At 35.9% G+C, this 13,756-nt stretch carries 21 protein-coding genes and 1 pseudogene; 2 read left to right on the top strand and 20 right to left on the bottom strand.

What is annotated here, in order from left to right; all coding sequences use genetic code 11:
* Positions 1–5: 5 nt before the first annotated feature.
* The 16 genes from DLJ74_RS07570 to DLJ74_RS07500 form a co-directional block, all read right to left on the bottom strand.
* Positions 6–569: a dUTP diphosphatase gene (locus DLJ74_RS07570; protein WP_109984018.1), complete on the bottom strand. Its 564-nt coding sequence runs from the start codon at positions 567–569 to the stop codon at positions 6–8.
* A 5-nt stretch (positions 570–574) separates the two neighbouring features.
* Positions 575–706 (bottom strand): hypothetical protein, encoded by a 132-nt coding sequence (locus DLJ74_RS20900; RefSeq protein WP_281269911.1) that lies wholly within the window; start codon positions 704–706, stop codon positions 575–577.
* 20 nt (positions 707–726) lie between these two features.
* A complete protein-coding gene (locus DLJ74_RS07565; RefSeq protein ID WP_109984017.1) occupies positions 727–1,500 on the bottom strand; it encodes a DNA-methyltransferase in 774 nt (257 codons plus the stop codon).
* Positions 1,501–1,737: 237 nt separating this feature from the next.
* Positions 1,738–2,433, bottom strand: coding sequence for a sigma-70 family RNA polymerase sigma factor (locus DLJ74_RS07560; RefSeq protein WP_109984016.1), 696 nt, complete (start codon positions 2,431–2,433; stop codon positions 1,738–1,740).
* A gap of 29 nt (positions 2,434–2,462) precedes the next feature.
* Positions 2,463–2,936 carry a single-stranded DNA-binding protein gene (gene ssb, locus DLJ74_RS07555; RefSeq protein ID WP_109984015.1) on the bottom strand — a complete coding sequence of 158 codons (474 nt, stop codon included), beginning with the start codon at positions 2,934–2,936 and terminating at the stop codon, positions 2,463–2,465.
* 29 nt (positions 2,937–2,965) lie between these two features.
* A complete protein-coding gene (locus tag DLJ74_RS07550; protein ID WP_245902294.1) occupies positions 2,966–3,772 on the bottom strand; it encodes a DNA adenine methylase in 807 nt (268 codons plus the stop codon).
* Positions 3,773–3,783: 11 nt separating this feature from the next.
* Positions 3,784–4,113 carry an HNH endonuclease gene (locus tag DLJ74_RS07545; protein WP_109984014.1) on the bottom strand — a complete coding sequence of 110 codons (330 nt, stop codon included), beginning with the start codon at positions 4,111–4,113 and terminating at the stop codon, positions 3,784–3,786.
* A gap of 12 nt (positions 4,114–4,125) precedes the next feature.
* Positions 4,126–5,199, bottom strand: a complete 1,074-nt coding sequence (locus tag DLJ74_RS07540; RefSeq protein ID WP_109984013.1) for a DnaD domain protein — start codon at positions 5,197–5,199, stop codon at positions 4,126–4,128.
* Between the two features lie 110 nt (positions 5,200–5,309).
* Positions 5,310–5,990, bottom strand: a complete 681-nt coding sequence (locus DLJ74_RS07535) for a Rha family transcriptional regulator (protein ID WP_109984012.1) — start codon at positions 5,988–5,990, stop codon at positions 5,310–5,312.
* Between the two features lie 57 nt (positions 5,991–6,047).
* Positions 6,048–6,764 carry a hypothetical protein gene (locus tag DLJ74_RS07530; RefSeq protein WP_109984011.1) on the bottom strand — a complete coding sequence of 239 codons (717 nt, stop codon included), beginning with the start codon at positions 6,762–6,764 and terminating at the stop codon, positions 6,048–6,050.
* Positions 6,764–7,156: a replication terminator protein gene (locus DLJ74_RS07525; RefSeq protein ID WP_245902293.1), complete on the bottom strand. Its 393-nt coding sequence runs from the start codon at positions 7,154–7,156 to the stop codon at positions 6,764–6,766. Before DLJ74_RS07525 ends, DLJ74_RS07530 begins: the two co-directional genes overlap by 1 nt.
* Before the next feature lie 265 nt (positions 7,157–7,421).
* Positions 7,422–7,691, bottom strand: coding sequence for a hypothetical protein (locus tag DLJ74_RS07520; RefSeq protein ID WP_109984010.1), 270 nt, complete (start codon positions 7,689–7,691; stop codon positions 7,422–7,424).
* Positions 7,691–7,945 carry a hypothetical protein gene (locus DLJ74_RS07515; RefSeq protein WP_109984009.1) on the bottom strand — a complete coding sequence of 85 codons (255 nt, stop codon included), beginning with the start codon at positions 7,943–7,945 and terminating at the stop codon, positions 7,691–7,693. Before DLJ74_RS07515 ends, DLJ74_RS07520 begins: the two co-directional genes overlap by 1 nt.
* Positions 7,946–8,071: 126 nt before the next feature.
* Positions 8,072–8,296 carry a hypothetical protein gene (locus DLJ74_RS07510; protein ID WP_109984008.1) on the bottom strand — a complete coding sequence of 75 codons (225 nt, stop codon included), beginning with the start codon at positions 8,294–8,296 and terminating at the stop codon, positions 8,072–8,074.
* A gap of 17 nt (positions 8,297–8,313) precedes the next feature.
* The gene (locus DLJ74_RS07505; protein ID WP_109984007.1) at positions 8,314–8,493 is read right to left on the bottom strand and encodes a helix-turn-helix transcriptional regulator; all 180 of its coding nucleotides are present in this window, start codon (positions 8,491–8,493) and stop codon (positions 8,314–8,316) included.
* Between the two features lie 14 nt (positions 8,494–8,507).
* Entirely contained in the window at positions 8,508–8,741 is a 234-nt protein-coding gene (locus DLJ74_RS07500; protein ID WP_109984006.1) for a helix-turn-helix transcriptional regulator, read from the bottom strand.
* A gap of 158 nt (positions 8,742–8,899) precedes the next feature.
* Here DLJ74_RS07500 and DLJ74_RS07495 point away from each other — a divergent pair, with 158 nt between their 5' ends.
* Complete coding sequence (locus tag DLJ74_RS07495; protein ID WP_109984005.1) at positions 8,900–9,508, top strand: LexA family protein; 609 nt, start codon at positions 8,900–8,902, stop codon at positions 9,506–9,508.
* 71 nt (positions 9,509–9,579) lie between these two features.
* The gene (locus DLJ74_RS07490) at positions 9,580–10,722 is read left to right on the top strand and encodes a tyrosine-type recombinase/integrase (RefSeq protein ID WP_109984004.1); all 1,143 of its coding nucleotides are present in this window, start codon (positions 9,580–9,582) and stop codon (positions 10,720–10,722) included.
* Positions 10,723–10,795: 73 nt separating this feature from the next.
* On the opposite strand, the pseudogene radC reads toward DLJ74_RS07490, so the two are convergent.
* The 4 genes and pseudogenes from radC to DLJ74_RS07470 form a co-directional block, all read right to left on the bottom strand.
* A pseudogene (gene radC, locus DLJ74_RS07485) lies at positions 10,796–11,272 on the bottom strand (RadC family protein); the annotation flags it as partial.
* Between the two features lie 142 nt (positions 11,273–11,414).
* Positions 11,415–12,263: an SPOR domain-containing protein gene (locus DLJ74_RS07480; protein WP_109984002.1), complete on the bottom strand. Its 849-nt coding sequence runs from the start codon at positions 12,261–12,263 to the stop codon at positions 11,415–11,417.
* Positions 12,264–12,480: 217 nt separating this feature from the next.
* The gene (locus DLJ74_RS07475; RefSeq protein WP_109984001.1) at positions 12,481–13,233 is read right to left on the bottom strand and encodes a prepilin peptidase; all 753 of its coding nucleotides are present in this window, start codon (positions 13,231–13,233) and stop codon (positions 12,481–12,483) included.
* Entirely contained in the window at positions 13,234–13,632 is a 399-nt protein-coding gene (locus DLJ74_RS07470) for a hypothetical protein (RefSeq protein ID WP_109984000.1), read from the bottom strand. It lies immediately after the preceding gene.
* Between the last annotated feature and the right edge of the window lie 124 nt (positions 13,633–13,756).

Below are 13,756 nucleotides of genomic sequence, written 5' to 3'. Positions count from 1 at the left end.
CGCTCCTAATATCCGTTTTCTTGCCTAGCATGGTTGATTTTATTTTTATCCAAGTAGGCTTTTTCCACCTCATCCCAACTAAACCCTAAGTGTTTCTCTCCTAGCCCAACAAAACACTCTATTAATTCGTTAACGGAAGCTTGTATATCATCGAATGTTATTGATGCAGGAATATTTACTTCTTTTAATGTGTATAATGCTGTGATGTAACCAAACAGTTCGTTGAAAGTTTCAGTTACGGTTTCCCCAGTTAAATCATCCTCAACGACAATATCTTCGTGAGTAATTCCTAAACTTAATGAGATGCTCAAAATAAAATGGAGACAGTCTACGTATTCTTCTAGTAGTGGGTTAGTCCATTCTAGTTTGTGCAAACAAAACTGATTAGTTTTTGCCTCCTGGTCATCACTCCAAAACTTAAACCCTCTCCACTCATTCGCAAGCTCCCCTAACTCCACTTGCAAAGCGAGAATCTTTTTATCTAGCAATTCCTGCCCTTCTAATCCTTTGCTATCGATTATATGTTCATCTAGTCCGCCTTGGATCTCTAATAGTTTTTGCCAATTCACTCCGATCACTCCTTCTCTGTTATCACAGTTTCCTTATGACTATGATTCTTAACCACTTTCGGCTTTTCGTATGATGCAAATCCAATAATGATCAAGAGCACTATTACCGACAATACGATAACTACTTTTGCTCGCATTTTTTATACACCTCATTATCTTATTTCGATATTATTTTGACTGGTTCTAACTCGAGTATTTCTCTATTATCATTAATTCGTTTTAAACCTTTTTCAGAGTATTCCTTATCCATTTCAAAACCGATCCAGTTACGTTGGGTATTGTCACAGGCCACTGCAGTTGTAAAGGATCCCATGCAATTGTCTAGGACGGTGTCTTTTGGGTTTGTATATGTTTGAATAAGATACTCAAATAGCCTTATTGGTTTTTGTGTAGGATGAAATGTTTTACTATCTCTAGAAAAATCTAAAATTGATTTTGGATAATTGGTATGGGTAGTTGTGTATTCTTTCATTAGGCTTTTATCACCTTCTTTGAATATACCACCTACATTTTTTCTTTTAGACTTTCTAACTTTTAGTAGCGGTATCAACCCTTGCGGATGATAGGTAGGTGATTTTTTATAAAAGACACAAATGTTTTCGTGATTTTTCAATGGCATCCGCTTTGCATTTTGGAAGCCGGTTGTATGTTTCCCTTTCTTCCAGATCCACTCATATCGGAACCAACTCAAATTGCTGGCTATTAACTTTGTCGTAAAAGGTTGACTAGCTGTTAAAACAATGGCCCCATTATCTTTAATAACTCTTTTATATTGCTCCCACAACAAATCAAAAGGAATAATCTCATCCCATTTGCACGCGGTGGTACCATAAGGCAAATCGCATAAAATCATATCCACCGTTTTATCTGGTATATGTTTCATTCCTTCCAAGCAGTCCATGTGATAAATTGTGTTTTGTTTTATTTCCATTTCCTTTTCCCCTCTCAAAGTGATATAATAAATCTCAAGGGGAACGTATGTTTTCCTTAATCATGAGAGGCCTGAGCTTATTGGGCCTCTATTTTAAATGCTTGTACTATCTCATAACCATACAATATAACTAAATATTATTGGCTTGCTTTTGTAAGTTATAATCTCCTGGAGCCATTCACCATCTAAATTTTGCACATAACGTTCCAGTACATATAGCTTCAAAATCTCCACTCCTTATAAAGCAACAGTAGGTTGAAAATAATGGTGGTATTTTTCCTTCACTACTTTCAACACGATATATCCATAACTTCTACTTTTTCCTAACAATGGACCTAATTCCGTAATGCGGTAGCCTTCCAACCTCATCATTAAGACCGTTCTTTCTCGATCATCTAATAGATTGATAAACTCTCTTATGGATAAATTTTCTGTAAAATCCTCACCAGTAGTAACAATATCCAGTACAGTCATTTCCTTGTTTTCATCTGTGGTGATTTTTTTATCTGTTGATCCAATAAAATAGCCCAGGTAACTTAAAGCAGTTTCGACTCTCGTGATAGTGAGATTCATCTTTTTCGCAATATATTCAGCTGGCTTGTCCTCCCAGCCTTCCGCTTTAATTTTAGATACTAAATCATATATGTTTTGTGGTAAGCGGATCAGGTGATTAGTATTTGAGATTTCTCGTTTTATATAGCCTGTGATGTATTGCGATGCAAAAGAGATAAATTTATTCTTTTTTGATTCTTTGTATTTCTCAAATGCTTTTATCAATCCAATACAACCAGCTTGATAGAGATCATCTTTTGTCATGCCATAAAAGGATGCTTCTTTGCTATAGCGACTTGCTTGTTTATGGACATAACGTTGATGTTTTTGGATGATATCTTCAATGGTCACGTATTCGCCATCTATTAATCTGGTTTTCACCTCACTCGCTCCTTTCTCGTTGCTGACCTCTAAAAGGGTAAATCGTCATCAGAAATATCAATAGGTTCTGCTTCACCATCGAATGGCTTGCTGTTATCATTTGCTGATTTATTTGATTGATTTTGGTTAGATTGATATTGACTATTGTTTGGAGATGGATTGCTAGATTGGTTAGCGGATCCGCTTTTAGATTCAAGAAATTGAATAGATTCTGCTAGTACCTCTGTGATAAAGACTCGATTACCTTCTTGGTTATCATAATTTCTTGTTTGAATCCGGCCGTCTACTCCAATTAAGCTGCCTTTACTCATAAAGTTTGCTAGATTCTCAGCAGGTCTTCTCCATACCACACAATTAATAAAATCCGCTTCTCGTTCATTATTTTGATTGGTGAAAGGTCTATTTACCGCTATAGTAAAATTAGCAACCGCTACTCCGTTTGGTGTATAGCGTAAATTAGGATCTTTCGTTAACCTTCCAACCAGTACCACTCTGTTTAACATTTAACTACTCCCATCTCATCATTGTATTTCTATCCATCTAACTCGAATAAGGTAAATTGTTTCATTTGTTCAGCTGCCATTGGATTTAACCAAAGACTTTCTATTCTTTTTGCTCCGCCTAAAGCGACAGAATCTTTAGTTACTAATGTCCAATCTTTTAGTTCGTTCAAATAAATTTCATGAGAATAACCAGACAATAAAACAGGTCCCTGATGATCTTTTAATACTTCAATTAAATGAAAGTGTTCGTCATTACCCATTTCATGTTTATATTGTTTGGATTGCCTAGTATCAAACAAATAAGGCGGATCGGCATATATTAATACTTCTTTTCGGTTATATCTCTGTATTAAATCTAGTGCGTTAAAACATTCAATTTGAGTAAATTTTAATCTTTCACTAACCTGCTTGATTCTTTCTGGAATCCTATTCCAATCAGCAACTACCCTAGGTCCATTTTTACTTATTAAACAACGCCATCCGCTTTTAGATACTGTTTTACCGCCTATCGCAAACCAACATCTTGTAAGCATTCTCCTAGCATCCTCAATTTTGTTATCCGTTATATCAAAAGATAGGTCATATTCAGCTCTTGAATATGGAGTTAGTTCCACTTTTTGAGCTAATTCAATCGGATGATCTCTCATAATTCTGAACATATTAACAAGCCTTCCATCAATATCATTTATTGTTTCAACTGCAGAAACCGGTTTATTAAAATAGACAGCACCGGATCCAAAGAAAGGCTCTAAATATGTTTCATGTTTCGGCATATGATCAATAATCCACTGTGCCATGCTCCATTTACTACCTGGATAATTTAATATTCTTTTCAATATTCCACCTCCTAGATCAAATCTCCATTCTGATCTAGATATTTATCTCGCCACTTTTCAAACCATCTTCTTACTTCATCTTGTCTATGAGCGGATCTGTGACAATCAATGCAAACTGTTGCTCCATTTCGTTTTTTACCTGTTCCGCCTTGTGACTTAAAGGTGATATGGTGAGGAACTTTTTCAAGATAATGAGACCCACACCTTACACATCTCCATTGGTCCCGCTCAAATATTTCACGCTTTACTTTCGGACTAAAATTTCTGCTTTTCTTCGTTCGTTTTTTACCTAACTGTTGTTCTTTTGAATACGGTAAATACTCACCTAGTCTAGTTGCCATGTCGTATCATCCTCATGAAGTCTGTTCTGATAAGTATTCCTGTAGCATTTTATCCGCTTCAGCAGCCGCTTTTTCTTTTTCTTCATCGGATAACTCTTGCTTGTTCGCTTGGGTCTCTTGTTTATGCTTTTCATACCAATCTGGTTTAATATCTTGCTTTGGATTATTTGGATAATAGGGTGATTTTTTCTTTAGTTGTCGTTGATAGGATCGAGCATCCTCCACACTTTTCACACCATACTCTTTCCAACGTTTTAAAACAGCTTCCACATAAGCGGTTCCTTTCGCTTCTTTCTGTGCTGCTAACTTCATTGCAGCTAACAGTAATTCGCTACCCCATTCTTCATAAAACTGTTGAATTAATTCCATATTGAAACTGGTTTCGGATACTCCAATTTGAAGGTTGTTTTTATAAAAATGGACCACCTCACCAAATCCTTCATCACGAAGACCGCCACCATATAATTCTTTTTGTTGTTGTTCTTCTTTTTCTTCTTCTTTTTCTTCTTCTTCTTCTTTTTCTTGTCCCCTTGTCGTGGACGAGTCGTCTGACGTATCGTAAGAACTATTGCTGTCATGGGATTCTTGCTTTTTATTGCCTTGCGATTCGTTATCCGTATCGTTAGTCGTTTCGCTTGACGTATCGTGTTCCGTATCGTCTGACGTGTCGTTATACGAGTCGTAAATGGCTCTAATTTCCTCCTTATCGATTCGTTCAGCCACTAATTGAATGAGGTTTTTATCCTTCACTTCTTTTAATTCAGAAGTGACACAATCAATGACTGGCTTTCCTCCTCGATTAAAGTTGTATTTTCCCCAGTTTTTAATCGCAACCTCTCTTGTGTCCGGATTGTAGACAATAATATTATGATGATTTACAAATCGATCGACTAAGGCATTAACGGTTTCGATGGAATATCCCATATCAAAAGCCATTTGTTTTTTGGTAATTTGGTAGATTCCAATTTGCGTTGTTTTGGAGTTAGTTAACAAATATAAATAAAACAATTTATCTTCCGGAGTGAATTCCTCTACTACTCGTGGATCATTCCAAAATTCAGTGTGTATCATACGAAATTTAGCCATTTCTTTTCCCTCACTTGTTTATTTTCTGACATATGGTTAAAATAAGGACATAGATTGTTAGTAGGGAGATGCTGCAACATCACCCTACACCTGGTTAAGAGCAGATTACGTTATAGAGGTCTCCATGCATTTACCCAATTCATTGCTTCGTCAAAATCAATCCGCTTGATTTCGCGATAGGTAGGTGCATGGAATGCTCTTTTTAGTTGACTGTACAAATTAGAATACATTTGACTTTTGCTTTCCAATACTCCAGTCCAGCCACTATTCCACAATTTTTCTACTCGTTTTTTCACTGCATGATTTAAAGAAGTTGCTTGTCCATGATTTAAAGTTAATTCATTATCGAAACGTGTTCTTAAATTGGCCACATCTTCTTCTATTCCTTCTAGTTTTTCAGCAGATTCAATAGTTAGTTTCATGGATGCTATTAGTCGATCACGTTCACTTAATGGATGTGGTTGTTCTAATGCCTTCTTCATTTTTTTGAATTCATCTAGGAATTTAATTTTCATTTTCATTGCTTCTGGAGTTACGTATGACATTGCAATAATTGCAAACGCATCCTCTGTTAAATTATATTTGGTGTACCATTGATTGTTCTGCGTGTTTTGATAACGGGTCTGTCCAAAGTTGGTCATACCCCATTCTTCTTCTCCAGCTGCACTTAATTTTTCTAATTGAGTCGCTATATCTCTTAATACGTGATTATGGCTTTTATTGAAAACCTCTGCTACGGTTAAACTATCTGTAACTACTTGATTATCCTGAATGAAAACCAACTCGTTCATGATTGCCTTCGTCTCCTTTTCTTGATGTAATTGGGATAACGGAATAACCGCTACCCATTACGATAAAATATGAATATTACCTGATTCGATTTCTTCTGCTAGATTCTCAGTTAAATAGTTTCTAATTAAAGCTATGGCTTCTAATCTCCACATTCCACCATCCGCTTCAAATAATGCTCCGGTTGGTCCTGAAGGTCCTTTTCTCATTCTGAATACAAAATCAGACTCCGGTTGATCGAGATCCACAAAGGTTCTAAATGGCGCAAGTTCCACTGGATTAGGGACAACTACATCCGCTACCTGTGCAACACCAGTTTTGGCGGTAACCGTTTGAGAGACTCCGTCATCTCCATAATTTTTCACATCTTCATCTTTTACATTACCGACTACTTTCAAAAGAATTTTCCTTGTATCGTTATCTAAGAAAGCGGATTGTAATAGGATATTGAATTCTTCCATATCTAGATACCTTCCATATGGTATGTCTGGTAATAATGCATTTGATTCCACCCATGTAGATCTTTCAGCATCTAAATTTAACGAAGACAATAAGCGGACTTTTGTAGGACTAACAATGTGAATGAGAAATTTTTCTTCTCCATCAAATACAGATTTTGCGTACTTTACAAGTGCCGAAAGGGTGCTTACTTTAATTTCTGCAGGTAGCGGTTCTTTTAACAGGCGAACATCTCCAGTAACATACGTTTGGCCATTCTCCGTAAAGGTTTCTCTATTTCCAAGCCCAACAATGTATTCAATTGCTTCTCTAATCATTATTTAGTTCCTCCCTCTTTTTGTTTGCGGAAATCAATTACTCCGCCTTTATCGTCTTTCACTTGGTTATCCTCTGTATCAAAGAATGTTTGTCCTTTAATACCTGATTTCAATTCAGCTCCTACCGTTTTTCCGCTTTCGTCACGATCGATGATAATAGCGGATCCGATATTCTTGCGTGGAGCCGGTGTAGATTTAACCTGAATACTTACACTTGCCAATTCTCTATCTTCATTGGTTTCTAAAGTAAGATTAATGTTCATTTTTCTTTTTACTTTGTGATCTGTATTTGGATCAGCTATGTTTTCTAAAATCTTTTGTAGCTCATAATTAAATCGCTCCGCTAATGCACCATTAGCGAATTCATTTAAATCAACCATAGATTGAGACATGTTATTCACCTCGATTCTTTATGTAATGGATGCTAGTCGCATCTTAGTAGCCACAAGCGGAACGATAAATAGAAAAGGGGGAATACTATTACTTGCGACCACTAAGACAGGACTACCATTAAGAGCCTGTCCATGTTATAATTTTTGTGGGATACGACTCGCGTTATGTTGCGCGGGTCTTTTTTAAAGTGCATAAACGATGCAAAAGTATAAGAATAAAACCGCTACTATAAACCATCCGCCATACCACAATTTGAGCCACATGTTATACCTCTGCTCCACATTCATGGCAAATGGTAATCACTTCATCTGTTGCACCAACTTCCACCGCTTCGTGTTCACTTGCTGGATGGCAGCATTTATATAATCCTCGTTTCTTAAGTTGGTTTTCTAGATCGAAAACTGCATCCTTTATGAGAGCGATCCGCTGGTTAAGACTATCCACATATTCGTCCTCGAATACTTCGACATCTGATTGCGTTGCGTTTTGTACTGCTTGCATTAAATTACTTAGGTGGAGTACCTCTTTCGTCATTAATACCAATCCCTTCTCATTTGTAATGCATGATCACTTAATTCTTGAGTAGCACCTTCACTTGTGATTTTTTCTAAATTCATTCGACGTAACTCACTGAATAAATTCATTGCATGATCGAAATACTGTCTGGACTTGTCCATTTCGAATTTATCTAAACAATGCAACGATGCTTCAAAATAATTACCAATTTCTTTGCGATATTGGAGAGCCTTCTGCTTGTCCTTCTTTAAAAAATGATCTGTGTAAACCAAATTAAGCACCCCAATCTTGTTTATTCATTTCTGCAATTTGTGAAGCCTTCATTCCGCACCAAACGCTAAAAATAATGCCTGCTATTGCTACAGTTACAAAACTAACTACAATCCACATCATGCTTGTCACCCCCAAGTCCCATTAGCAAAGTATTTAAACCATTCACCGTTTTTAAAATAGACTTCCAAGCATTGCTCCTGGACATTTCCCTTTACTTTCTTGATATTGCCTAAAGCATATTGTTTTCTTTCTTCCTCCCCCATTGCGTTCATGTGCTTGTGATATACATTTAATAAAATGCGGTGCTCATCATCAGTTAGATGAGTTGCAACTTCTAATTTGTTTGGCATTTGTTCACACCCCTTTTTTATTTAATGCCCAACCATTCATCTATCGCATCTAAATTAAAAATCAATATCCTTGGAGATGGTCTTAGGTGAGGTATTTTACCTTGTCTAAGTAAAGAAAAAATCGTTGATTCGCTTATAGGTGTCCCAATAGATTCAAGATATTCAGACAGGGCTTTTGCCCCTCTTACGTTTCTCATCTCATTCCCACCTTTTAAGTAGTATTCTTATCATAAGTGTCCCCAAAGGACACTTTTTCAGTAAAAAAAATATTCACAGGGACATCATACAACTTTGATAACTTATAGATTTCATCAGCATAAAAACGAACCTTTCCATTTTCTTTTCTTCTGTATTGAGTTAGTGAAATTCCTAAGTGTTTGGCTACTTCTTCTTGATTTAAACAGTTTGATACTCTTAGCCCTTTTGGAGTTATTTTAACGTCCATGTTGCTTCACCTCTCTTTGTGTCTTTATAGGACACCTATAATATACACCCCTTATTGGAATAAGTCAATACTATAAAGATACTTTTATTATTAATACTGTTGAAAAAGTGTCTTATAAGGTATATAATGAATTAGCAGTCAGGAGGTGAATGCTTAATATGGATAACTTTTATAAGGAACTAGGTAAGAGAATTAATTATTATAGAAAGGCTTCTGGTGAAACATTAGAGCAACTAGGCAAAAAAATTGGAGTTGGGAAATCCACAATTAGAAAGTATGAAAAGGGAATGATAAAAGTTTCCCATGATAGATTAGAACAAATAGCAAAAGCGTTGGACGTAGATGTTTCATTATTGTATGGGGAAGAAATTTCAAATGATGTTGTGGATGTTCCACTATACGGTAGTATTTCTTGCGGTGATGGGGCTGTAATTTTTGAAGAAAAGGAGGGTTATGTTACATCTCCTAAAGATTGGGTAGATAAAGGATTGTATTTCTATCTAACTGCACAAGGAGATAGTATGATTGGAGCAAAGATACATGAAGGTGACCTTTTGCTTATTCAAAGAACTGAAGAAGTTGAAAACGGTGAAATCGCTGCAGTAGTTGTGGAAAATGAATGTGTATTAAAAAGAGTATATAGAGACAATGGGTCCTTCACTTTAGTAAGTGAGAACCCTAATTATAAACCAATTCATTTTAATCCTAGCACAGATAAGAACATTCGTATCATAGGAAAACTTAAAAAAGCTATTACACAATTTTAAATTACTTAGCGCTAAATAATTTAATAGGCAGGTTGATCCCCTGCCTCTTTTTAAAAAGAGGGGTGAAAAAAATGGCAAGTTATGAAGATTTAGGTTTTGGAAAGTTTAAAATCTATGTAGAACTTGGGTATGATGAGCGTGGTAATCGGAAAAGAAGAACAAAAACGATAACTGCAACTAGCGAACGTGATCTCAATAAAAAGATTCGTGACTTTGAAATTAAATGTTTTAATGAAAAGGACGAACCTATCGATAATATTAAATTTTCCAGTTTTGTTGATAGATGGATAAAAAATCATGTAGAACCAAATTTAACGTTGACCAGTAAAGAAGCATATGAGTATTTATTAAATGATTGTGGTGTTCTAGAACACTTTGAGAAGATGAAAATGAAAGATATCAAGAAATATCATATAGTAGAATATTTAGCAAATGAACAGACTGAAGGAAAACCACTTATCCCTAACAAATATCTATTGCTTAAAAGTATTTTTGCTAGAGCTTTTGAATGGGATGTTATCAAAATTAATCCCACATCTGGAATAAAGGAACCGAAACGAGAAAAGAGGACAGTAGACTATTACAATGAAAGTGAATTAAATCACTTATTTAAGGTACTAGAGAATTGTTATCCTAAACACCGTATTATGATAAAATTAGCTGCTATTGGTGGATTAAGACGAGGAGAAATATTAGGCATAAGAGAAGAATCGATTGATTATGAAAACAATTCGATCTATATTGACAAACAATTACGGTATGATAAAAACAAAAAACAATTTTACCTCGCACCGGTTAAAAATAAAAAACCTCGTACAGTTTATTTCCCAAAAGAGTTTATGGATGAATTGGAAAAATACCATCTTCAATTCAAAGCTAGGAGAATGCAAATGGGTAATCTATGGAAGGGGATATATGATGATGATGGTGATATGATTAACTTATTACTAGTTAGAGATGACGGGTATCCTACCCATTTGAACACAATGAGAAACGAATGGGATAAGATAAAAAAGCGATATAATTTAAAACACATTACATTCCATCAATTAAGGCATTCCTGTGCGTCCTTGATGGTTAAGAAGGGCATTAACTTTAAAGTAATACAAGAACGTTTAGGACATGCAAATATAGGAATTACGCTTGATCTCTATTCCCATTTAGAAGAAGATCAACATAAAGAAAGTGTTAATGTATTCGAACAGTTATTTTAGATGTTGGTCACTTTTTCGTCACTTTCACTCTTTAACCCCTCAAAAACATTGATCTGTCAATACGCATGAAGCAAGGGTGAACAATCGAGGCATTGAGGCTTCCAATGAAGATAGTTTGTCGGTGGATGACTTGGTTTTTTGTGTTAAGGAAAATGGCGACAAAATGCTCTTGTTTAAGTGCACACATTTCCTCCATCAGAAAATTCGCCCCATCCTCGGGGCTTCTGATAACATAACGATCTTTTTCTTGAAAATGTTGGATTCGTTTTCCTAACTCCACTGCAGCTAGTAAAACAACCCCCTTTGCTTGACCAATACCTTTTACCTTTATTAATTCCTCTATGGTGACTTCTCTTAGCATTCCAATCCCCTCAAAATGTTTAAGTACTCGTTCTGCTAACTGATAGACATTCTCCTTTCTAGTGCCAGTACCAAATAAGATCGCCATTAGTTCTTGATTAGACAAGTTTCCTGGGCCATATTCGATTAACCGTTCTCTTGGACGATCTTGCTTTGGCACTTCTTTCATTTTAACAATTCCACTTTCCATCATAGCCCTCCCCTCAAACAGCCAATAATTGCTGTTTGTCTTTGTATTTTACCGATCTATGGAGGCTAATACAAACTGCTCAAATCTACTTTTCTAAAAAGGAATACCAACAACAAATGATTATTTCCCCTTACATTTCATATTATTTGGATAGGTTCACATACTGATACCAAATTTTTAATAAATCAACCATTTCCGCCTTCGCTGTGTATGCCTTTACTTTATCAATTAATGGAGCTAATGCTTGGGATAATTCCTCTGGGCTTTTCGCTAACCATTGCTCTAATTGTGTTACATTAGTAGGATTAGTTATTAACTCTTTTAAAATGGTGTCAAATTCTTTCATCCATTCCGCTTCAGCTGTATCCACTGATAATTGAACAGGCTCTGTTGTCCACTCCTTACCAGCATAAACTTCCCAATTCTCTAAATGATCCTCTTCAGCAAATTGCTTAGAACCATCTGTTGTTGCATGAACCCCGACAAATACATGGTAGTTATCATCTCTCTGCCAAATCATGGAGGGGATGCTAGCGTTGTTCAATTGATCCAATAATTCCTTTGCCGTAGTTTCAGAGCTGAATACTCCTGCTTGAACAACATAGCCAGTAATTGGAACACCTTCGAATGTACTAGTAGTCGTATTGGCTTCAGTGGCATTTTTCGTTTGCTCCTTTGTCGTACTTACGGCTTGCTCTGTTTGATCAAAAGCCATTTCTTCTGGATCAATATCTACAAATATTTTGAGCATGATAAAGCCAAGAAATGTACCAATTAGAACAGCTGTTAACGAAGAATATATAAATGAACGATATTTTTTCCAGAATCCGTTTTGTCTTTTCTTCATGCTTGAATAATGTGGAGGACTACTTACATGTTCATTATAGTATGGCTTGTCTTCGTCTAAGAGCTTACTCTCCGCCTCCAGCTTACGTTCTATTTTTTTCTTAGGCTGGTTTATTTGAATAGATATGCCTTTATTTTCTCTCATTCAAATCCCTCGTTTCCGTGCTTTTCTATCACCCTACCATAATATTAGTAAGATGTAAGACGAGTTTTGTCAGAAGAAAAATAAAACTTTCCCGAAAAAAAGACAGAATGACAGAATTTCTTCGCCCTTCCTTCGATCCAATCCATGCTATCGCGTCCAACCAACAAATTACGATGTCAGCAGATGCTGAAACAGTTCATAATATGGAAGTAGATTTTTAATAGTATAGAGAGAAATACCAATCCAATAAAGTACTTCCATAAAAAAAGACTGTCCCTCCTGCTAGAATAATCGAAGGACCAAATGGGATTAGGGGTGATTCCCCTTTGTGTAGCAACTTCTGAAGTAAAAAAAAGACAAGCCCATATATGGTGGCCACAAAAAGTGTTAAAAACACGTGAGGGAAACCAACTAAGTATCCTATTACGGAAAATAATTTCATATCTCCTGCCCCCATTCCACCTTTACTAAGCAGAATAATGATAGCAATCAATCCAAATCCAGCAATTCCTCCTAATACAGAGAGCCACCATGGATTAGTTGGAACAATGATTCGGTAAATGATAAATAGTGGGAGAAAAAAGAGAAGAACTTGGTTTGGAATAATCATATAGGTATGATCAGAAACGAAAACAATTGCTAGCATACTAACAAGCAAAAGACCTATACCTATTTCTAATGGAGAGTTAATAAAAAGACAACAGAAGGCAAATCCTACAGCGGTAAATAATTCTATGATGGGATATAAAGGAGAAATAGCTTTGCCACAATGCTTACATTTTCCCTTTTGATAGAAAAAAGATAACAGAGGCACGAGTTCCTTCCAGGAAAGAATATTATGACAGGAAGGGCATGCAGATCTTGAAGAGGAAAACATTTTTCCATGAGGGACTCGCAAGCCAACAACATTATAAAAAGAACCAAATACTAAACCAGTGATAAAAAAGAAAAATACGACATTGTGCTCCAACTAGGAAGACCCCCCTTCTTCAATTATCGTTTCTACACCAGGTGTTCCGTTCGGATCATAATAGAATCTCCCATTATCGAAGATTAGACTTCCTGGAGGGACTTTGTCTAAAGACAAATAGTGATAATGGATTAATTCCTTTGGGGTAACCTCGGTAGCATTCTTTTCACCGTCAAACACCCAAACAGCCTCTTTTGACTCTTCTGGGTTAGCTTTTGCATAAATATAAGCAAGCCTTGCTGCATTTTCCATTAATTTTACATTAGCATCCTTTTCTTGCTCTTGATGCATTACATTACTCAGAATAGGAAAGGAAAGGAAGGTAAGCATACTGATGATTGTTAGAATGGCTAACCATTCCATCAGCCCAAATCTGAGTTGCTTTGGTAATAATTTCATTAGCTAAAATCGCTCCCTTTTCCGAGTTGCCGTTAGTATTAAATACCTAATAAAATATGATAAAAAGTCCGGTTTTATAATCTTATTTTACTAAATAATCATTACTTGTCAAACGTTGCCGAAA

Origin of the sequence: Gracilibacillus dipsosauri (assembly GCF_003176895.1) — a bacterium.
In the GTDB taxonomy this organism is placed as follows: domain Bacteria; phylum Bacillota; class Bacilli; order Bacillales; family Amphibacillaceae; genus Gracilibacillus; species Gracilibacillus dipsosauri.
Note: the sequence above shows the minus strand (reverse complement) of the source record. Positions and strands in the feature narration are given on the sequence as shown.